This is a genomic window from Nocardiopsis alborubida (assembly GCF_012396365.1).
GTDB classification, from domain to species: Bacteria; Actinomycetota; Actinomycetes; order Streptosporangiales; family Streptosporangiaceae; genus Nocardiopsis; species Nocardiopsis alborubida.
Genome location: NZ_JAAXPG010000008.1, coordinates 83847 through 101984, shown reverse-complemented (window position 1 = coordinate 101984; position 18138 = coordinate 83847). Strand labels below are relative to the sequence as shown.

Genomic DNA, 18138 nt, shown 5'->3' with positions numbered 1-18138 from the left:
GGAGGGCGCACGGGAGGGGCTGCGCCCGCCTGCGGACAACTCGGCTGACGCGAACCCGGACGAAGCCGGTCGAAGGGCCATCATCAGGAGCCGGTTCGCGTCTGTCTGCAATCCGGGTTCGGCCTTCCCCTTTTCTGTGACGCATGGGATTACTGGTGCCCGGACAGCCCGCGTGGTCAGACGGTGAACCAGCCGGTCACCACCGGCGGACGCCCCGACCTGAGCAGCGCCAGGCTGACCGGGCCGCGGGCCAGGCCGGACAGTGCGAATCCGCCGTCCTCGCCGATCCGCAGGTCCTCCCCGGAGCCGGGGCGGCGCACACGCAGGACCGCGTGGTCGTACTCCCCCGTGGCCAGCCCCGACAGCGAGCGCAGCGGACCGTGAGCGTGGACCCGCAGGTCCACGGTGAGGTCCCCGTGCTCGAAACGCAGGGCGGTGACCAGCACGCCGTCCGCGCCCTCGTCCGCCGAGCGCAGCACCTCGCCCGTCGGGGCCCTCTCCCCGGTCAGGGCCGCCACGACGGCGCCGTCGTCGCCGCGGTCGAAGGCGGCCAGGGCGGCGGCGCGCCCCGCCAGGGCCCGGGTCGGGTCGTCGTGGTTGCTCAAGTCGGTTCCTCCAGGATGCGGCGGAGTCTGCGGAGCATGCGGCGGCGCTGGTTCGCGGCGGTCCGGGGGTGGACCCGGCCGTCGGCGGCCTCAGGGCCGCAGGGGGCGGAGGGCACGGACAGCCCCGCGGCCCCGTCGAGGTAGCGCAGGGCGGCCCGCCGCTCTCCGGGGTCGGTGAGCCGCCGGATCGCGCGGTGCAGCTCCTCGCGCTCCTCCTTGCGCAGGTACTGCGTCTCGGGGCCCGGGGCCTCCGCGGGGGGCACCCGGGTGAGGCTCTGGGGATCGACCGGCCGGTTCCGGGCACTGTGGCGGCGCTGCCGGCCGCAGGCGTCGTGGGCGACCCTGCGAAGCCAGCCGCGGAGCCGCTCGGGGGAGTGCAGGCGGGGCAGCTGCTGGTTGAGGGTGAGCCACACGGTCTGCACCGCGTCCTCCCGGTCCGGGGTGGACAGGCGGTAGGAGCGCGCGATCGCGTTCACGACCGGCAGGTGCCGGTCCACGATGGCCTCCCACGCCCTGTGCTCGCCCCGGCAGGCGCCCCGTACGAGCTCGGCGTCGCTGGGAGAGGCCGTGTCGGCTCCGCCGTGGTCCCGGGCCGGATCGGGCCCGGCCGTATCACCGCCGGTTGTGGCCGGAACCGGCAAAGGCGGGGGTGCTTCCTCCCCAGAAAAGGTCGTAAGTACGGTTTGAGGAGGTGCCTGGCTGTCATGGATGTCCTCGTGCGACTGGTCTGGCACACCCGCCCCCACTATGATCAGACTCCCGCTCGCCGGGGCTCACGCTAGCTTCTGGGGCTCCAGGAGGTGGGGGGAACGCTGGAAAAAGCAAAGTGAGCGCTGGTTCTCAAGGTGCCCTTGGGGCACAATGGGGCAAAAGCATTCAGGCGGGTATGCAACCTTCTCGTGGTACGAGGGCGTCGGGGAAGCGCACTCGTTCGTATCAGGAGGTTCGGTGTCCGCACGTGGCGTCTTGTACGTCCACTCCGCGCCAGCGGCGCTGTGCCCACATGTCGAGTGGGCGGTCGCGGGCGTCGTTGGAGTACCCGTGAAACTCGACTGGGTCGCCCAGCCGGCGGCACCCGGCAACCACCGCGCCGAGCTCAACTGGCAGGGGAAGCCGGGTACCGCGGGCTCGGTGGCCTCGGCGCTGAACACGTGGCAGCGCCTGCGGTTCGAGGTGACCGAGGAGGGGTCGCCCGGCTGCGACGGCGTGCGCTACAGCTACACGCCGTCCCTCGGTATGTTCACCGCCCTCACCAGCGCGGCGGGGGAGGTCCTCGTGCCCGAGGGCCGACTGCGCCTGGCCGTGGAGCGGGCCGCGGCCGACGGCACCGAACTGGCCGCCGAGATCGAACGCCTCACCGGCCGCGCCTGGGACGAGGAGCTGGAACCCTTCCGCTACGCGGGCGACGGTGCCCCGGTGCGCTGGCTCCACGCCGCGGGCTGACCCCTCCCGCCGCGGGCCCGGCCGCGCGCGAAGCGCCGGCCGGCCACGGGGGGCGGGGACCGCGCCGGGTCAGGGCGGCTCCCCCTCGCTGGGCCAGATGGCGGAGGCGAGCAGGACCGCGGCCCAGATGCCCAGCGGCACCAGCGGCCAGTAGGGCACGAATTCGCCGCCCATCAGGCTGACCACGCCCCACACGCTCGTCAGGATCACCGCCACACCCGTCCACCAGCGCCACTCGTCGCCCCACTCGCGCCAGGGTGCGCCCAGGAGCGACAGATCGCCCGCGTCGGGGGGCTCGTGGTCGTCCCGGGGGCCGCGCTGGGACCCCGGATCGGTGCGGGCCGCCTCGGACGGGGGCACGGGCCGGGGATCGGCGCCGGGCCGTGCGGACGGGATCCCGTGCCCCGTGGACGGGGACACCGGCAGGTCCGCGGTCAGTGGGCGCAGGTCGCCGAGCAGCACCGCGCCCAGCGCCAGACCGACCCGGCGGTCGTACTCCTCGTGGTCCAGGCGGCCCTCGACGAACGCGGTGGTGAGGCGGTCCACCGTGAGGTCGCGTTCGGCGTCCGAGGCGCGCATCCGGTGCAGCGGCAGGCGCTCGTCCTCCACTTCCCACCCCCAAGACGCGAGTTGGTGACCACACGATACGCGCCGCACCCGGTGTGGAAAAGGGATACACGGAAAGTGAGTCGCCGCCCCCGGTCCACGGCTCCGGGGCGGCTCCCGGGGCGCGTTCTCAGGAGCCCAGCCAGTCGGAGACGGCCCGGCACGCGGCGGGGTCGGCGGCGCCCACCAGCCCGGTGTGCTCGTAGGGCCCCCGGTAGTCGAACGGGCTGCCGTCCAGCCGCGTGACCAGGCCGCCCACCTCCTCCAGGACCAGGGCGGGCGCAGCCACGTCCCAGTCGCGGACCGGCACGTCCTTGACGAACAGGTGCGCGGACCCCTCGGCGACCAGGCACAGCTTCAGCGAGATGCTGCCGCTCTCCAGGTACCCGCCGTAGCCGAAGCGGTCGCGGACCCGGCGGGCGATCCCCTCCGGCCGCGGGGTGTTGTCGGTGAGCACGCCCCGTCCCGACGGGGCGGGACGGGGGGGAGGCAGGGGGCGTCCGTCCCGGCGCGCGCCCCGACCGCGCGCGGCCGTGTAGAGGGTCGCGGTCTCGGGGGCGAACACGGCGGCCGCCTCCGGCCGTCCCCCGCTCACCAGCGCGACCTGCGTGACGTACCCGGGGAACCCGTGGACGTAGCTGGCGGTCCCGTCGACGGGGTCGATCAGCCAGTACCGGGGCGGCCGCTCCCCGCGCAGCGACTCGGGGTCCTCCTCACTGACCACCGGGATCCGTCCGTCGATCGCGGTGAGCCGCTCGGACAGGGCCCGGTGCGCCATGGCGTCGGCCCGGGCCTTGAACTGGCTGCCCTCCCACACCCCGCTGCGCGCGTCCGCGTCGGAGCGCCATCCGCGCAGCAGGCCGCCGACCTCCACGACCGCCGCCGCCATCGCCTCGGCCAGCGGGTGCGCATCGGCACCACCGGGAGCCTCAGCAGCACCAGTCGCACCGTCTGTACGGGCAGTGCCGACAGCACCGTTCGTACCGGGCTTCCCGGGCGCACCGTCCTTACCCGCACCACCGGCGGTCACGGTCCCGGCGGCCCCGGGGGTGTCCCCGTCACGGCGGACCCCGCCGCCACCGGCCCCGGTTACGGGGGCCGTCACCGGACACGCACCGGAACGACGGGAATCGGGCCCGTGCCGCCGGGGGACAGCTGCCGGGGCAGCTCCGGGGCGCCCGCGGGGGCGGGGGAGATGCCGTGGGAGGTGAACTCCGCCTCGCTGACGAACTCGTCCGTCCACCGCCGCACCATCGCCACCCCCTCGCGCCAGTCGTCCTCCAGGCGGGGCCCGTCCGCGACGGCCTGCCGCAGCAGCCCGGTGATCTCGTCGACCCCGGCCGCCGCGGTGAGCGAGGCGGTGGAGGAGAAACGCGGGTTGATCTCGAAGATCCTCGGCCTGCCGTCCGCGTCCAGGCACAGCTGCACGTTGAAGGGGCCGTCGGCGCGCAGCGCGGCCTGGACCGCCCGGCAGGCACGGGCCACCTCGCGGTGGCGCCGGGTCACCGCGTACCTGGTCACGCCCTGCTTGAGGACGACCTCCTTGGGCACCACGGCCTGGACCCCGCCGTCCCGCCACACCACCACGGACACCGTGTACTCGGGGCCGCCGACCAGCTCCTGCACGATCAGCTCGTCCGCCGCGTAGCCGCCCTCGGACACCACCCGCGCCATGTCGCGGACCGAGTCGATGACCACCACCCCGCGGCTCCCGCGTCCGCAGCGCGGTTTGACGATGAGGCCGCCGGGCGCGGAGTCCGCGGCGCCGCTCGGCCACTCCGAGGCCAGCCAGGTGCGCGGCACGCCGATCCCGGCGTCCTCCAGCTCCCGCATCAGCACGTACTTGTCCAGGCAGGTGGTGACGAAGTCCAGCCGCGGGAGCAGCACCTCCACGCCGTCCTTGGCGAGTTCGCCCACCCGGACCAGTTCCTCGTCGACCAGGGGGATGACCGCGACGGCCCCCTCGTCCGCGCACAGCGTCCGCATCCTGGGCAGGAAGGCCTCGCTGTCACCCGGTGGCACCAGGTACCCGCGGTCGGCCAGGTACAGGCCCGGCGCGGCGGGGTCCACATCGGTCGCCACCACGCGGAAACCCTGTTCCCTCAGGTGGAGGATGGTTCCGGGTGTGGGAGCCGATCCCGCTGTCGTGACCACGACGGTTGGTTTGCTCGCAGGCTGCTGTGGCACCGGTCGAACCCTTTCCGACGTGGACGGCGGACTGGGGGATGGTTACCGAGCCTAGACCGCGGGGTGCCCGATGGCCCGGAAATGGCCGAATCCGGTTGCCAGGACAACCGGAAGGGCCCGCTGCGCGTGTATCCCTCGGCCCCCGGGAGGAGAGGGCCGGGGGCGGGCGGCGCGGCGCGGCCGCACGCGGCCCGCCCCCGACGTGTCCCGTGACCCCGGGTCCTGTTCCCGACCCGGGTGTCGCGCCGCCTCCGCGGGCTACCTCACCTCGTAGACGGGGGTGATCATCGCCCGGCCCAGCGCGTGCGAGAACAGGTTGAAGCCGAGGAAGGCCGGACTCGCCGACCCGTCCACCTCCAGGCGGGGCACGTCCACCGCGTGCACCACGAAGAAGTACCGGTGCGGGCCGTGCCCGGCGGGCGGGGCCGCGCCGACGTAGCGGTGTCCGCCCGCGTCGTTGCGCAGGGTCACGGCCGTTTCGGGGAGGCCGGAGCCGTCCCCGGCGCCCGTCGCCAACTCGGTGACGTCGGCCGGGATGTTGGCCACCGACCAGTGCCAGAAGCCGCTGGCGGTGGGTGCGTCCGGATCGAAGCAGGTGACGGCGAAACTGCGCGTCCCCTCGGGGAAACCGTTCCAGGACAGGTGCGGTGAGACGTCCCCGCCTCCGGCGCCCATGATCCCGCTGACCTGGGCCTGGGGCAGGGGCTGTCCGTCGGTGACGTCGTTGCTGGTGACGGTGAACGACGCGACCTGGGGCAGGAAGTCGTAGGGGGAGGGTGGCGTGGCCACGAAGGGGCCTCCTTCGTTCGTCTGGGATGCGCTCGTGCGGCCCGGCCGGAGGCGCCCGCCGTCGGCGGGACTCCGGTCCGGGCCCTACGAACATACGCCCCAGCGGGCACGCGCGTCCCGGGGCGGCGGGCCGTGTCGGAGGGCGGCGGCAGTGCGCCGAACCGGAGGAGGGCGGCGCGCCGGTGCCGACGGCGCGAAGGAGGGAGGCGCCCCGAGACAACAGACCGACCGGGCGGTACGGTGCTGCCAGCACGGCACAAGAACCGGATTCGGTTCCACACCGACAGGGAGTCGCCATGACCACTCGCTGGGGCATCACCATCCCGCTTGAGGGGGTTCCGCTCGCCGAGCAGCGGACCCTCGTCGAGCAGCTGCCGGACCTGGGCTACACCGACGTCTGGTCGGCCGAGGCCAACGGCACCGACGCCTTCACCCCCCTCGCCCTGGCCAGCGTGTGGGCGCCCCGGCTGCGCCTGGGCACCGCGATCGTGCCCGCCTACACGCGCGGTCCGGCCACCCTGGCGATGAGCGCCGCCGCCCTGGCCGCCGCCGCTCCGGGCCGCTTCGCGCTGGGCGTCGGCACGTCCTCCAACGTGATCGTGGAGCGGTGGAACTCCATCCCCTTCGAGGAGCCGTACAAGAAGGTGCGCGACACCGTGCGCTTCCTGCGCGCGGCGCTCACGGGCGCGAAGGTCAAGGAGGACTACGACACCTTCAGCGTCAACGGCTTCACGCTCGGCGCGGTCCCCGAGCAGGCGCCTCCGCTGCTGGTGGCGGCGCTGCGGCCGGGCATGCTCCGGCTCGCCGGACGCGAGGGCGACGGCGCCGTCATCAACTGGCTCTCGTCGGAGGACGTGCGCGCGGTGGTGCCCCACGTGCGCCAGTACGGCGAGGACAAGGAGGTGGTCGCGCGGATCTTCGCCGTCCCCGGCGCCGACCCGGACACCGCCCGCGGGATCGGGCGGTGGGCCATCTCGGCCTACCTCAACGTTCCCGTCTACCGGGCGTTCCACGAGTGGTTGGGCCGGGAGGAGCTCACCCCGATGTGGAAGGCGTGGGACGAGGGGGACCGCAGGGGCGCGCTGGCCGCGATCCCGGACTCGGTGGTGGACGAGCTCATCGTGCACGGCCCCGCCGAGTACTGCCGTGAGCGGATCCGGGCCTACGCCGACAACGGGGTGACCACCCCGGTGATCGCGCCGATCGGTCCGCCGAACGCGGACCCGGCCGCGGTGGTGCGGGCGCTGGCTCCGCGGGGCTGAGGGGCCGGGGCTGAAGGGGCGGGGCCGGGGGCGCGAGCGCGGGCAGCACGAAGCAGGAAGGCCCTGGGAGCCCCCCGTTCACCACGCTAGTCCTCGGCGGATCCGCCGAGGAAGGCCCGCCTTTCGCCTGTGGACAACCGCCCGGCCGCCCCCGGAAGCGGGTGGCGGGCGCTCCGCGCGCCCGTCGCCCGCCGTGTCCGGTCGAGGTCGGCGCCGCGGACGTCAGCGGCTCGGCCGACGACGGTGACACCGCCTGACGCCGTCGGGCGCACGGATCGGGCTTGACCCTCACGCCGCGTGAGGCGGGACGGTGGACCGCATGAATGGTTTCTTCAACGCGTTCGAGATGGGCCCCGTGTCCGAGCGTGGACCGGAGGCGGTCGCGCCGGAGGTGTTCCGCGGTATCTACGCGATGCCGGTGTTCGTGACGGTTCCGACGTCGGACCTGGCGGCGTCGACGGATTTCTGGGTGCGGGGGTTCGGCTTCGTCGAACTGTTCAGCGTCCCGGGGCAGGTGGTCCACCTGCGCCGGTGGGCGTTCCAGGACGTCCTGCTCGTCCCCGCGGCGGCCGGCGCCGAGCCGCCCGAAGCGCCGGCGATGAGCGTGAGTTTCCTGTGCGTGCTGAGCGAGGTCGATCCGCTCGTGGAGGCGTGTTCGGATCTCGTGCCGGGCAGCGTGACCGGGCCGCGGGACACGCCGTGGCGTACCCGCGACGTCGAGGTGACCACCCCTGAGGGCGTGCGGGTCGTGTTCACCGCGGCACAGGAGTTCGACCCTGACAGCCAGGAGGCGCGTGATCTCGCCTCGGTCGGAATCGTCGCCCCGGGGCCGGTGGAGGAGGGGCACAATGGTGTCCATGGTCGAACGCGAGCGTGACATCCGTGGCGGTGTCACGGTGGGCGCGGCCGCTGGGCTGGTAGGGGTGACCGTCCGCACGCTTCACCACTGGGACGAGATCGGCTTGGCGTCGCCGTCCGCGCGCACCAGCGCCGGCTATCGCCAGTACACCGACGCGGACCTGCAACGGCTGCGTCGGATCGTCGCATACCGGGAGGCCGGTCTCGGGCTGGGCGCGGTGCGTGAGGTCCTCGACGACCGGACAGCGGAGATCGGCGCCACCCTGCGTGGGCAGCGCGCCCGGCTCGCCGAGCGCATCCAGGAGCTGCGGCGGCTCGACGAGCGCCTGGAACGGATGATCGAGGCTCACGAGCGGGGGATCCTTCTCGACGACGAAGCGCAGACGGAGATCTTCGGAGCGGACTGGGACGCTCACCGGACCCGGAGGGCCCGCACCGTGTGGGGGGATTCCGAGCAGTGGGCGCAGTTCGCCGAGCGGTCCGCCTCCCGCACGCGGGAGCAGTGGCGGTCGCTCTCCTCGGCGATGTCCACGTTGCACAGCGATCTGGGCGACGCCCTCGACCGGGGTGTCGTCCCGGGCAGCCCGGAAGCGGACGCGCTCGTCGAGCGCCACCGCGAAGTGTTCTCCGACCTCTTCCCGCTCACTCGGCAGATGCAGGTGTGTCTGGGAAGAATGTTCGAGTCCGATCCCGGTTTCTCCTCCCACTACGACGGAATCCGGTTCGGGCTGGCCTCCTGGTTCCGGCAGAGCATCGACGAGTGCGCCCGCGCCCACGGGATCGATCCGGAGACAGCCGCCTGGCAGTGAGCCCGTGAGCGGAAGCGCTCGTGACCCACTGCGGCTCCCGTCCAACCGTCCACGGCGGACGCCCGGTCATTCGACGCCCCGTACCGGTGCCGGTAGCTGATCGACCATCGTCCGCGCACCCCGGAAGCGGTGGTGGGCGCCCCGCGCGCCCGTCACCCGCCGTCCGGCCGCACCGGGCCCTCCTCCACGGGACCGAGCAGGCGGCGGGCCCGCAGGACCAGTTCCAGTTCGAAACGCTCACCGGGCTCGCGCAGCCGGTCGCCGAACAGCTCCTCCAGCCGGCGCAGCCGGTAGCGCACGGTCTGCGGGTGGATGCACAGCCGCTCCGCGGCCTCGTTGGCGTTGAGCCCCGACTCCAACCAGGCCAGCAGGGTGTCGGCCATCCGCTCCCGCTGGGGCGGACGCAGCGGCGCCAGCGGAGCGAGCCGGGACCGTGCCATCTCCGCGACCAGCTCGCGGTCGCGCGACAGCAGCAGCGCCGGCAGGTGGTCGTCCCACCGCACCACGCCCCCGCCCGGGACCACTCCCGTCCGGACGAGTTCCGCCAGGTCCTGGGCCCGGGCCAGCGACACCGGCGCCCGGTCCGGGGGCACACTCGGCCCCAGCACCGCGCAGGCCCCGCGCAGCGAGCGCTCCAGCGACCGCAGCCGTCCCGGCCCCTCGGGGTCGGGTACCACCGCGCACGGTTCCACGCGGTCCAGACCCACGAGCACGTCCGCCGGCAGCGCGGTGAGATGCGAGAACGCCCCCGCCGCGGCTGACAGCACACCCGCCGGCAGGCCGCCCGGGGCCGCCGGGGCCACCGCCGCCTGGGTCCCCGTCGCGCCGTCCGTGCCCCGGTACAGCAACGCCACCGCCACCCGCTCGGGCAGCCGCCAGCGGGCGGCCCGAGCCAGCGCGGGCACCGCTCCGGCCTCCTGCCGCGTGCCCGTCCCGGCCAGCAGCACCTCCAGCAGCCGGGCCCGGCGCCTGCGCAGCGCGTCCACCCCTGCGCCGCGCACCCGCGCGTGGCCCTCGGCCGCGGCGGTCGAGACCTCCTCCTGGAACGCGAAGATCGCCTCTCCCAGCACCGCCATGTGGTCGCGGGTGAGCGCGTCCGCGTCGGCCAGCCGCCGCCACGCCACGGCCGCCGCCGTACGCATCCCCGTGTGCAGGCACTCCAGGGTGCGCCCGTGCCGGGCCTCGCCCGCACCGAAGGCCCGGAACTCGGCGGCCAGCGCGTCCACGTGCCCGGGGGAGCGGCCGCCGCCCTCCACTCGGTCCAGGAAGGCGCGCAGTCCGGATTCCACCGTCCGCCGAAGCTCCTCGGCGTCGGAGGGCTCCAGAGGCGAGGTGTGGAGCTCCGCCCGGCGCCGGATGCCCTCCAGGGCCTCCTCCGCCAGCGACGGCACCAGAGGGCGCAGCCGGGCGCCCAGCTCCGGGGGGATACGGGCGAACGGGTCCGTCGGACGGCTCTCCCGCAGGGAGTAGGTCATGTCACCTCCGGCGCGGACGCACGGCGGAGCCGCCCGTGGCACGCCCGCGCGTGCTCTGTGCGCCAGAAAGTCCGGAGCGGTTCCGTCGGGAGGGGACCGCGTCCCCATATCACCAGAGCCCGGCCCAACCGACAACCCCCGAACCCCCGCAAGCCGGGCTTTCGGTGATGGTCGGGAGCCCGGCCCCGTCGACGACCCCGAACCCGCCATGGCACCCGGCCGCGCGGACACCGCTGGTCACGGAGCGGGCCGATACGGTAACAATGGTGCGGACGACGCCCCGCCCCCCTCGAAAGGCGCCCGCCATGAGACGACCTCCGCTGTCCGCCCCGCTGCTGGCCCTGCTCCTGGCCGCCACGGCCTGCTCCGGCGAGGAGGCTCCGGAGGAGACCGCGGGTCGGGCCGAGGAGAGCGCCGCCGCGGTGGACCCGGACGCCGAGACCCACGTTCGGCGCGCGGCGGAGGGCTTCCTCGCCTCCCTCATGGTCGCCGACGGCGAGGCGGGCTGCGCGCTGATGGACGAGGCCGCGCGCACGGTGGTGGCCGACGAGCACGGGGCCGAGGACTGCCCTGCGGCCTTCCCCCTCTACGCCGAGTCGCTCCGGGGCGGTGAGGGCATGGAGGTCGGCGAGGTCACCATGAACACCGACCTGGAGGGGGAGGTCCCCATCGCCACGGTCGCCCTGGTCTACCCCGGCGAGGACCACGGCCCCCTGGAGATGCGCCGCGACTCCGACGACCAGTGGGTGGCCACCCGTCTGCCGGGCACCTCCCCGGGCGGCGCCTGAGGCCGCCCGAACCCGGAGGGCTCCACGGGCTCAGCTGAAGAACGCGTAGCCGAGGACCATGCCCACGACCACGACCACCACGGCCGCCAGCGGCCAGAGCCACTGGATGACCCTCTCCCGCGAAGCGGACCCCCGGTCCGGTGACTCGCTCTCGCCCTGTCCTTCGAACCCTCTTGCGCTGTTCACCCTGTCCGGCTTACCAGACGGCGGCCCCGGAGAGGTCACGGCTCGCTCGGCTGGGCGGCGCAGGCCCGCGCGCAGGCGTCGACCTGCTGCTGGATCAGAGGGGCGTACAGGTCCAGCAGCTCCTCCCGGGAGGTCTCCTCCTCCGGGAACATGCCCAGGACGCGGACGCCCTCGGCGAGGCCGAGCATCTGGCAGGAGACGGCGCTGGCGTAGCGGCGTTCGGGGGTGGTGTCCCCGAGCAGGGCGCCGACGCTGTCCAGGAGTCTCGTGCGCACCTCCTCACGGGAGCGTTCGGGCGCGGGGGACTCGCGCACGTGGGCGGTGGTGGCCAGCCAGCCCTCCGGTGAGCCGTGCTCGCGGCGGGTGAGGACCTTGCGCACCAGGGCGCGGCCGATGGCGGAGCGGGGCAGGTCCAGCTCCGCCAGGGGGATCTCGTGCGGCCCCACCTCGTTGAAGAGTTCGGCCTTGCTGCCGTAGTGCTTGATCACCAGGGCGGGGGAGACCCCCGCGGCGGCGGCGATGTCGCGGACGGTCACCCCCTTGTAGCCGTGCTCGAAGAAGAGCCGCCGCGCCGCGGCGACGATGGTGCCGCGGCTGTCGGTCCCGGTCACGCTTCCACCTCCCGCCGGTCGTGTGCGGGCCCCTCGCCCGCTCCGGTGGGCAGCGTACGGGACCCGGTCCCGGACGTGTCCGGACCGGCGGGGGCACGGCCCGGAACGAAGGCGCCCACCAGCACACTGACCAGGCACGACGCCACACCGAGCCAGTGGGACAGGTCCATGGCCTGGGCGGAGGGGAACACCGTGCCGCCCACGTCCACGGTCAGCGAGGCGAAGACCAGCGCGACCACGGCGCTGCCGCTGGAGGTGCCCAGCGACCGGACCAGGGTGTTGAGCCCGTTCGCCGACGCGGTCTCGCTCCGGGGTGCGGAGGCCATGACCAGGGAGGGCATGGCGGCGAAGGCGATGGCGGTGCCGATGCTGACCAACATCGTTCCCAGCATCACCTCCAGCACGGTGTCGGCGTTGAACACCCGCCACAGGTAGGTCAGGCCCATGATCGCCCCGCCGGTCACCAGGGTCGGTTTCCCGCCCCATCGGTTGAGCATGCGGCTGGCGACGGGCGAGAACACCAGCATCATCAGACCGCCCGGCACCATCGCCAGTCCGGCGACGGCCACGGGCAGGGCCAGCCCGTATCCGGTCTCCACGGGCACCTGGAGCTCCTGCGTGGTGACCAGGCTGTTGAGGAACATCGCGAACCCGACGAAGTACGAGGACACGTTGGTGAGCAGGACCGGACGGCGAAAGGCCGTGCGCAGGTTCACCATGGGCTCGCGCGTGCGCAGCTGGAGGGGTATCCACACCACGAGGGCGACGGCGGAGAACGCGGTCAGTCCCAGGGTCTGACCGCTGGTCCAACCCCACGAAGAGCCCTTGGACAGCGCGAGCAGGAAGCCCACGAGGACGACCGAGAGCACGAGCGCCCCCGTGATGTCGAAGCGGCCGGGGAAGCGCTGGGGGGACTCCTCGACCAGCAGGCGGATGAGCACGAGGAGCACGGCGCCGACGGCCGCGGCCGACCAGAACAGGGAGGTCCAGCCGAACGCGCTGTAGAGCACGCCGGACAGCGGCAGCCCCAGGGCGGCGCCGATGCCGAGGGTGGCGCTCATCAGGGCGATACCCCCCGAGAGCTTCTCCCGGGGCAGTTCGTCGCGCATGATGCTCATGCCCACCGGGATCAGGGAGGCGCCGAACCCCTGCATGGCGCGCCCGATCAGCATCGGTACGAAGCTGCCGCCCAGGGCCGCGATGAGCGAGCCCGCCGTCATGACCGCGAGGGAGACGAGCAGCATCCTGCGCTTGCCGTACATGTCGGCCATGCGGGAGACGATCGGCGTGGCCACGGCGCCGGTGAGCAGCGTGGCGGTGACCAGCCAGGACGCGTCGTCGGCGGACACGTCGAGGATCCTCGGCAGGTCCGGGAGCAGGGGGATGACGAGGGTCTGCTGCAACGAGACGATCAGGCCGCAGAGGGTGAGGACTCCCGTGGTCGCCCAAGAGGGCAGGCGCGGGGCGGACGGCATGGGTACTCCAGGTGACGTACGGGGTGAACAGGCGTTCACCCCTGTCGAGTAAACACTGTTGCCTCCGTGGCGGTCAAAGCGTCCGCGCCCGTTGCGACCCTTCTCACGGGCCGCGCGTCTGCGTACACCGAAATACGTCCTCGGCTGTACGCCGTCTCCGGGCCCCGCTCGGATACTGGCCGCATGGACACCATGACAACCCCCCGACGGCGTCTGGGGGCCCGCACCCGCAAGGCCGTCCTGCTGACCCACATCGCCGCGGCCGGAAGCTGGCTCGGGCTCGACCTCGTCCTGGGCGTCCTCGTGGTCACCGCGCTGCTCGGCGGCGACGACGCCTCCGTCGCGGTCGCCCTCGCGGCCTTCGCGACGTGGCCGCTGGTCGCGGTCGGCGCCCTCACCCTGCTGTCGGGGATCGTCCTCGGATGGGGGACCAGGTACGGGCTGCTCCGTTACTGGTGGGTCCTGCTCAAGCTGGTGGCCAACGCCGTGCTGCTCACCCTCGTGGTCCTGCTGCTCTCACCCGAGGTCACCGCGCTGGCGGCCCAGGCCCGCACCGCCCTCGCCGGGGGAACGTCCTTCGCGATCGGCTCCGCACTGCTGTTCCCGCCCCTGGTCTCCACCACCGCGGTCGCCGCGGCCATGGCCCTGTCGGTGTTCAAGCCCTGGGGGCGCATACGGAGGCGTCCCGCCCAGTCCCCCGCCCGGACCGCGTCCCCGGGGGTCAGCCAGCTCCCGCCGACACACGCCACGTTGTCCAGAGCCAGGTAGCCGGCGGCCGTGGCGGCCGTGATCCCGCCCGTGGGACAGAACACCACGTCGGGGACCGGGCCCGCCACCGAACGCAGGAACGGGATTCCCGGAACCGACGCGGGGAAGAGCTTCTGCGCGAGCATCCCCGCCTCGCGGGCGGCCAGCACCTCGCTGACGGTGGCGACCCCCGGCAGGGCGGGGATCCCACTCGCGACCAGATGGCGCAGCATCCGGTTCGTGGTGCCGGGCGTGACCAGGAAACGCGCCCCGGCCTCCGCGGCCTCGTCGGCCTGGCGGGGGGTGAGCACGGTTCCCGCGCCCACCACCATGTCCGGAACGTCCCTCGCGACCGCCCGGACCGCGTCCAGGGCGCCGGGCGTGCGCAGGGTGACCTCCACGACGCCCACTCCGCCCGCCAGCAGAGCCTCCGCCAGGGAGACCGCGCGTCCGGGGGAGTCCACCGTCACCACGGGCACAACCGGCGACAGCGCCAGCACGGCCCCGATGCCGTCGCCTCCGTCGTCCCCCCAGCTCCGGCTGTTCCCCTTCCGCGCACCGCTCGTGCTGCTTCCGCTGCTCGTGCGGCTCGTGCTGCTTTCGTCGTTCCTGCCGCCTCCGCTCACGGTGCGACCTCCGCCGCCAGCGCGCCGCCCCCGGCGGACACGACCCCGTACCAGTGGACCAGCAGGTCGGTGAACACGGGATGGGACGCCAGGTCCCCGGGGAAGACCTCCGAACGCAGCAGCGCGGCGACCACCTCCCGAGCCCCGCCGCTCTCGGGCAGCAACGCGCGCAGGGAGTCGGCCAGCGGGTCCTCCACCCCGGGGCCGGCCGTGGCGACGTGGTGCATCCACGCCGCCACCACCAAGGCGCTCCACCGCGGTTCACCGCCCCCGGCCAGCACGTCCCGGACCGTGGGCAGGACACGGGGGCCGAGCTTCTGGGAACCGTCGGCCCCCACCTTGGCGGTGGTGTGGCCCAGCGCGGGGTTGGCGAACCGGCGCAGCACCGATGCGGCGTAGGCCTCGCCGTCCAACCCGTCAGGCAGGGTGAGCGAGGGCAGGACCTCCTCATGGACGAGACGGTGGGCCGCCGCGGACACGGCGTCGTCGGCGGCGCACGCGGCGATCGTCGTGTGGCCCACGGACAGGCCGAGATAGGCGAGCAGGGAGTGACTGGCGTTGAGCACGCGCAGCTTGGCCGCCTCCCACGGCCGCACGTCGCCGGTGATCGTCGCCCCGGCGGCCTCCCAGCGCGGGCGCGGACCGGCGAAGCGGTCCTGGATCACCCACTGGTGGAAGGGCTCGGCGACCACGGCCGCCTCGTCGCGCAGGCCCAGCTCCGCCTCGACCGCGTCCAGGTCCGCCGGTGTGGTGGCCGGGACGATCCGGTCCACCATCGTGTTCGGGAAGGCCGCGTGCGCCTCGACCCAGGACCGCAGCCGCTCGCCCTCCGCGCCCGGCAGGGCGTCGGCGAAATCGGCGACCAGCGCGGCCGTCAGCTCACCGTTGTCGGGCAGGTTGTCGCAGGACAGCACGGTCACCGGACCGGCGTCCCGGAGCTGGCGCAGCTGGAGGCCGCGCGCGATCTGCCCCACCGGTGTGAGCGGCGGGCCGCCGTCCAGGTCGGCGCGCACCCGGGGGTCGCCGGTGTCCAGGCGCCCCGTGACCGGGTGCGCCAGGTACCCCTTCTCCGTGACCGTGAGGGTGACGATCCGGGTGTCGGGGTGGGCGATGCGCTCCACCACGGCCCACGGGTCGGCCGGGCCGGACAGGGTCTCGCGCACGGAGGAGACCACCCGCACCGGGCGGGCGCCCCCACCGCGTTCGGTGACCGTGAACAGGCCGTCCTGCGGGGCCAGCTGCTCCCACACCCAGGCCGAGCGCCCGGTCACCGCGCTGACGCCCCAGGCGGTCTCGCCCGCGGCGAGCATGGCCTCCTCGGTCAGGACCGCGCCGTGGGCGCGGTAGAACGCGCCGATCCCGAGGTGGACCACCCCGGTGCGCAGGTCGGCGCGGTCCAGGGCGGGGGCGCGTCCCGCGGCCCGCAGCGCTGCCAGGTCCAGCCGGGTCATCGCGTCGCCTCCTTCTTCCCCCGCGCGTGCGCGCGGGTCTGTTCCAGGGTCGGCAGGAAACCGGTTCCGCCGCGCCCGCCCACGCTCAGGCTGGCCGCGGCGGCAGCCAGGCGCGCGGCCTCCGCGAGGGGGTCGCCCAGGGTCAGGCGCGCGGTCAGGGTACCCACGAACACGTCCCCCGCGCCGGTCTGGTCCAGGACCAGGGGAGCGGGGACCGCGTCGATCCAGGACTCCTCCTCCGGCGTGGCCAGGTGGACGCCGCGCGACCCGCAGGTCACCGCGACGTTGCGGGCGCCCGCCTCCAGGAGGCGTCGGGCCGCCTCCGCGGGGGTGGCGCTGTCCAGGAGGGCGGAGGTCTCACCGGGGTGGGAGGGAGTCACCAGGTGGGCGTGCCGGGCCAGCTCCGCGAGGGTCGCGGCGCCCTCCTCCCGCGAGGCCAGCCGCGGCCGGTGGTTGGGGTCGAACACGAACCTGCGTGCCAGGCGCGCCGCGGCCAGGACCGCCCGACGCGCGCTGTCGGAGACCGCGCAGGCGATACCGCCCGCCACGACCGCCCCCGCCGCACCGACCGCCTCCTCGTCCAGGTCCTCCGGGGACAGGGTCGAGCCCACGCTCCCGGCGCGCGCGTAGGAGAAGGCGCGTTCGCCCTCGGGGTCGCTGTGCACCAGGTACACGCCCTGCTGCCCGGGGCGGAAGCGCAGCATGTCGGTGGACACGTCCAGTTCCGCGACGCGGTCGGCGACGGCCCGTCCGAGTTCGTCGTCGGTCAGGACGGCGGCCAGACCGACCCTGGCCCCGGCCCGGGACGCGGCCGCGGCGACGTTCAGTGCGTCGCCCGAGACACCGAGCCTGGCCGGAACCCCGTGCGCGACGGGGGCGTCGGTGGCCACCTCCAGCAGAACCTCGCCGAGGACGACGACGTCCAGTCCGTGCTTGCTCACCAGTCGTGCACCGTTCCGTCGAGCCGCCGGTTGACCGGCAGGTACCTGGCTTCGTAGGGGTGGCGGGCCGCGGCCTCCTCGTCGAACTCCACGCCCAGGCCCGGAGCTTCTCCGGGGTGCATGTACCCGTCGGAGAAGGAGTAGGAGGTGCGGAAGACCTCCGCGTGGGGACCGGTGTGCCCCATGTGTTCCTGGATGCCGAAGTTGGGGATGGCCAGGTCGAGGTGGAGCGCCGCGGCCATGGCGACCGGCGACAGGTCCCCGGCGCCGTGCGAGCCCGAGCGCACCCCGTACAGCTCCGCGAGGGAGAACACGCGGCGCAGGTGGGTGATGCCGCCGGTGTGCGACACCGAGGCGCGGACGTAGTCGATGAGCCGCTCGGTGATCAGCTGCTGACAGTCCCAGATCGAGTTGAACACCTCGCCCACCGCCACGGGGGTGGTGGTGTGCTGGCGCAGGATCCGGAACGCGGACTGGTCCTCCGCCGGGGTCGGGTCCTCCATCCAGAACAGCCGGTACGGTTCGAGCGCCGCGCCCAGGCGGCCCGCCTCGATCGGGGTGAGCCGGTGGTGCACGTCGTGCAGCAGGTGCACGCCGTAGCCGAACTGCTCGCGGACGTGGGCGATCATGGCCGGCGCGAAGTCCAGGTAGGCCGGGGTGTCCCAGGTGTCCTCCTGGGGCCGGTTGCCGCTGGCGGGCTCGTACATCCGGCCGTCCGCCGGGGCGATCCCGTAGGTCTTCTCCAGTCCGGGGACCGCGGCCTGGACGCGGATCGCCCGGTAGCCCAGGTCCAGGTGGCGCTGGAAGTCCTCGGAGAGCCCGTCCAGCGACGTGCCGCTGGCGTGCCCGTAGACCAGGACGCCCTCACGCGAGGCGCCGCCCAGGAGCTGGTAGAGGGGCATGCCCGCGGCCTTGCCCTTGATGTCCCACAGTGCCACGTCCACGGCGGCGATCGCGGTCATCGTCACCGGGCCGCGGCGCCAGTAGGCGCCCTTGTACAGGTACTGCCAGGTGTCCTCGATCCGCCGCGCGTCGCGTCCGACGAGCAGCGGGCACACGTGGTCGCGCAGGTAGGAGGCGACCGCGAGCTCGCGGCCGTTGAGCGTGGCGTCGCCGATGCCGGTGATGCCGTCCTCGGTCTCGACCACCAGGGTGACGTAGTTGCGGCCGGGTGAGGACACGACGACACGTGCGTCGGTGATCTTCACGGAATGCCCTTTCTGGGATGGATGGGAAGCGCCCGCTCCGGCAGGGCACGGGGAGCCCCCGCTCCCGGGCA

The 18138-nt window shown here is 73.9% G+C and carries 19 protein-coding genes and 1 pseudogene; 6 read left to right on the top strand and 14 right to left on the bottom strand.

Going from position 1 to position 18138, the window contains the following annotated elements:
- Positions 1 to 176 precede the first annotated feature (176 nt).
- Together HGB44_RS10585 and HGB44_RS10580 are read right to left on the bottom strand one after the other, a co-directional pair.
- On the bottom strand, positions 177 to 605 hold the full coding sequence (locus HGB44_RS10585) for a hypothetical protein (RefSeq protein WP_061078937.1): 429 nt from the start codon (positions 603 to 605) through the stop codon (positions 177 to 179).
- The gene (locus tag HGB44_RS10580) at positions 602 to 1246 is read right to left on the bottom strand and encodes an RNA polymerase sigma factor (RefSeq protein WP_082768214.1); all 645 of its coding nucleotides are present in this window, start codon (positions 1244 to 1246) and stop codon (positions 602 to 604) included. The genes HGB44_RS10585 and HGB44_RS10580 overlap by 4 nt, the downstream gene beginning before the upstream one ends.
- A 307-nt stretch (positions 1247 to 1553) precedes the next feature.
- On the opposite strand from HGB44_RS10580, the gene HGB44_RS10575 reads away from it, so the two are divergent.
- Complete coding sequence (locus HGB44_RS10575) at positions 1554 to 2048, top strand: DUF3145 domain-containing protein (protein ID WP_026114848.1); 495 nt, start codon at positions 1554 to 1556, stop codon at positions 2046 to 2048.
- A gap of 69 nt (positions 2049 to 2117) precedes the next feature.
- Here HGB44_RS10575 and HGB44_RS10570 read toward each other — a convergent pair whose 3' ends face one another.
- The 4 genes from HGB44_RS10570 to HGB44_RS10555 form a co-directional block, all read right to left on the bottom strand.
- Complete coding sequence (locus tag HGB44_RS10570; protein WP_061078938.1) at positions 2118 to 2657, bottom strand: DUF1707 SHOCT-like domain-containing protein; 540 nt, start codon at positions 2655 to 2657, stop codon at positions 2118 to 2120.
- Positions 2658 to 2784: 127 nt separating this feature from the next.
- Positions 2785 to 3543 (bottom strand): inositol monophosphatase family protein, encoded by a 759-nt coding sequence (locus HGB44_RS10565; protein ID WP_061078939.1) that lies wholly within the window; start codon positions 3541 to 3543, stop codon positions 2785 to 2787.
- Positions 3544 to 3755: 212 nt separating this feature from the next.
- Complete coding sequence (locus HGB44_RS10560; protein ID WP_061078940.1) at positions 3756 to 4808, bottom strand: ATP-grasp domain-containing protein; 1053 nt, start codon at positions 4806 to 4808, stop codon at positions 3756 to 3758.
- Between the two features lie 291 nt (positions 4809 to 5099).
- Entirely contained in the window at positions 5100 to 5630 is a 531-nt protein-coding gene (locus HGB44_RS10555) for a YbhB/YbcL family Raf kinase inhibitor-like protein (protein WP_061078941.1), read from the bottom strand.
- Positions 5631 to 5926: 296 nt separating this feature from the next.
- Between HGB44_RS10555 and HGB44_RS10550 the strand changes: the two genes are divergently transcribed.
- The 3 genes from HGB44_RS10550 (at position 5927) to HGB44_RS10540 (ending at position 8559) form a co-directional block, all read left to right on the top strand.
- On the top strand, positions 5927 to 6892 hold the full coding sequence (locus HGB44_RS10550) for an LLM class F420-dependent oxidoreductase (RefSeq protein ID WP_061078942.1): 966 nt from the start codon (positions 5927 to 5929) through the stop codon (positions 6890 to 6892).
- A gap of 319 nt (positions 6893 to 7211) precedes the next feature.
- Positions 7212 to 7769 carry a VOC family protein gene (locus HGB44_RS10545; RefSeq protein ID WP_061078943.1) on the top strand — a complete coding sequence of 186 codons (558 nt, stop codon included), beginning with the start codon at positions 7212 to 7214 and terminating at the stop codon, positions 7767 to 7769.
- The gene (locus tag HGB44_RS10540; protein ID WP_231972266.1) at positions 7750 to 8559 is read left to right on the top strand and encodes a MerR family transcriptional regulator; all 810 of its coding nucleotides are present in this window, start codon (positions 7750 to 7752) and stop codon (positions 8557 to 8559) included. Before HGB44_RS10545 ends, HGB44_RS10540 begins: the two co-directional genes overlap by 20 nt.
- 152 nt (positions 8560 to 8711) lie before the next feature.
- Here the strand turns inward: HGB44_RS10540 and HGB44_RS10535 are convergent, their stop codons facing one another.
- The gene (locus HGB44_RS10535; protein WP_061078945.1) at positions 8712 to 10034 is read right to left on the bottom strand and encodes a helix-turn-helix domain-containing protein; all 1323 of its coding nucleotides are present in this window, start codon (positions 10032 to 10034) and stop codon (positions 8712 to 8714) included.
- A 305-nt stretch (positions 10035 to 10339) separates the two neighbouring features.
- Here HGB44_RS10535 and HGB44_RS10530 point away from each other — a divergent pair, with 305 nt between their 5' ends.
- Complete coding sequence (locus tag HGB44_RS10530; protein ID WP_061078946.1) at positions 10340 to 10822, top strand: hypothetical protein; 483 nt, start codon at positions 10340 to 10342, stop codon at positions 10820 to 10822.
- A gap of 30 nt (positions 10823 to 10852) precedes the next feature.
- Here HGB44_RS10530 and HGB44_RS10525 read toward each other — a convergent pair whose 3' ends face one another.
- The 3 genes from HGB44_RS10525 to HGB44_RS10515 are packed head-to-tail and all read right to left on the bottom strand — an operon-like array spanning position 10853 to position 13094.
- A complete protein-coding gene (locus HGB44_RS10525; protein ID WP_168444004.1) occupies positions 10853 to 11008 on the bottom strand; it encodes a hypothetical protein in 156 nt (51 codons plus the stop codon).
- Positions 11009 to 11043: 35 nt separating this feature from the next.
- Positions 11044 to 11619 carry a TetR/AcrR family transcriptional regulator gene (locus HGB44_RS10520; protein WP_061078947.1) on the bottom strand — a complete coding sequence of 192 codons (576 nt, stop codon included), beginning with the start codon at positions 11617 to 11619 and terminating at the stop codon, positions 11044 to 11046.
- Complete coding sequence (locus HGB44_RS10515) at positions 11616 to 13094, bottom strand: MFS transporter (protein ID WP_061078948.1); 1479 nt, start codon at positions 13092 to 13094, stop codon at positions 11616 to 11618. Before HGB44_RS10515 ends, HGB44_RS10520 begins: the two co-directional genes overlap by 4 nt.
- A gap of 183 nt (positions 13095 to 13277) precedes the next feature.
- Here HGB44_RS10515 and HGB44_RS10510 point away from each other — a divergent pair, with 183 nt between their 5' ends.
- On the top strand, positions 13278 to 13862 hold the full coding sequence (locus tag HGB44_RS10510; RefSeq protein WP_082768215.1) for a hypothetical protein: 585 nt from the start codon (positions 13278 to 13280) through the stop codon (positions 13860 to 13862).
- Here HGB44_RS10510 and HGB44_RS10505 read toward each other — a convergent pair.
- From HGB44_RS10505 to manD, 4 genes and pseudogenes are all read right to left on the bottom strand, one after another.
- Positions 13784 to 14467 (bottom strand): annotated as a pseudogene (locus HGB44_RS10505) (bifunctional 4-hydroxy-2-oxoglutarate aldolase/2-dehydro-3-deoxy-phosphogluconate aldolase); the annotation flags it as partial. The gene HGB44_RS10510 and the pseudogene HGB44_RS10505 overlap by 79 nt on opposite strands.
- Positions 14464 to 15918 carry a mannitol dehydrogenase family protein gene (locus HGB44_RS10500; protein ID WP_061078949.1) on the bottom strand — a complete coding sequence of 485 codons (1455 nt, stop codon included), beginning with the start codon at positions 15916 to 15918 and terminating at the stop codon, positions 14464 to 14466. The pseudogene HGB44_RS10505 and the gene HGB44_RS10500, both read right to left, overlap by 4 nt.
- Positions 15915 to 16859 (bottom strand): PfkB family carbohydrate kinase, encoded by a 945-nt coding sequence (locus tag HGB44_RS10495; protein ID WP_061078950.1) that lies wholly within the window; start codon positions 16857 to 16859, stop codon positions 15915 to 15917. Before HGB44_RS10495 ends, HGB44_RS10500 begins: the two co-directional genes overlap by 4 nt.
- Positions 16856 to 18067, bottom strand: coding sequence for a D-mannonate dehydratase ManD (gene manD / locus HGB44_RS10490; protein ID WP_061078951.1), 1212 nt, complete (start codon positions 18065 to 18067; stop codon positions 16856 to 16858). Before manD ends, HGB44_RS10495 begins: the two co-directional genes overlap by 4 nt.
- Positions 18068 to 18138 lie beyond the last annotated feature (71 nt).

What these genes read in the sequence shown, in the direction of transcription:
- HGB44_RS10565 (WP_061078939.1), bottom strand. Translation starts at nt 3,543, where the DNA reads ATGGCGGCGGCGGTCGTGGAGGTCGGCGGCCTGCTGCGCGGATGGCGC.
- HGB44_RS10550 (WP_061078942.1), top strand. Translation starts at nt 5,927, where the DNA reads ATGACCACTCGCTGGGGCATCACCATCCCGCTTGAGGGGGTTCCGCTC.
- HGB44_RS10545 (WP_061078943.1), top strand. Translation starts at nt 7,212, where the DNA reads ATGAATGGTTTCTTCAACGCGTTCGAGATGGGCCCCGTGTCCGAGCGT.
- HGB44_RS10540 (WP_231972266.1), top strand. Translation starts at nt 7,750, where the DNA reads ATGGTCGAACGCGAGCGTGACATCCGTGGCGGTGTCACGGTGGGCGCG.
- HGB44_RS10535 (WP_061078945.1), bottom strand. Translation starts at nt 10,034, where the DNA reads ATGACCTACTCCCTGCGGGAGAGCCGTCCGACGGACCCGTTCGCCCGT.
- HGB44_RS10530 (WP_061078946.1), top strand. Translation starts at nt 10,340, where the DNA reads ATGAGACGACCTCCGCTGTCCGCCCCGCTGCTGGCCCTGCTCCTGGCC.
- HGB44_RS10515 (WP_061078948.1), bottom strand. Translation starts at nt 13,094, where the DNA reads ATGCCGTCCGCCCCGCGCCTGCCCTCTTGGGCGACCACGGGAGTCCTC.
- HGB44_RS10510 (WP_082768215.1), top strand. Translation starts at nt 13,278, where the DNA reads ATGGACACCATGACAACCCCCCGACGGCGTCTGGGGGCCCGCACCCGC.
- HGB44_RS10500 (WP_061078949.1), bottom strand. Translation starts at nt 15,918, where the DNA reads ATGACCCGGCTGGACCTGGCAGCGCTGCGGGCCGCGGGACGCGCCCCC.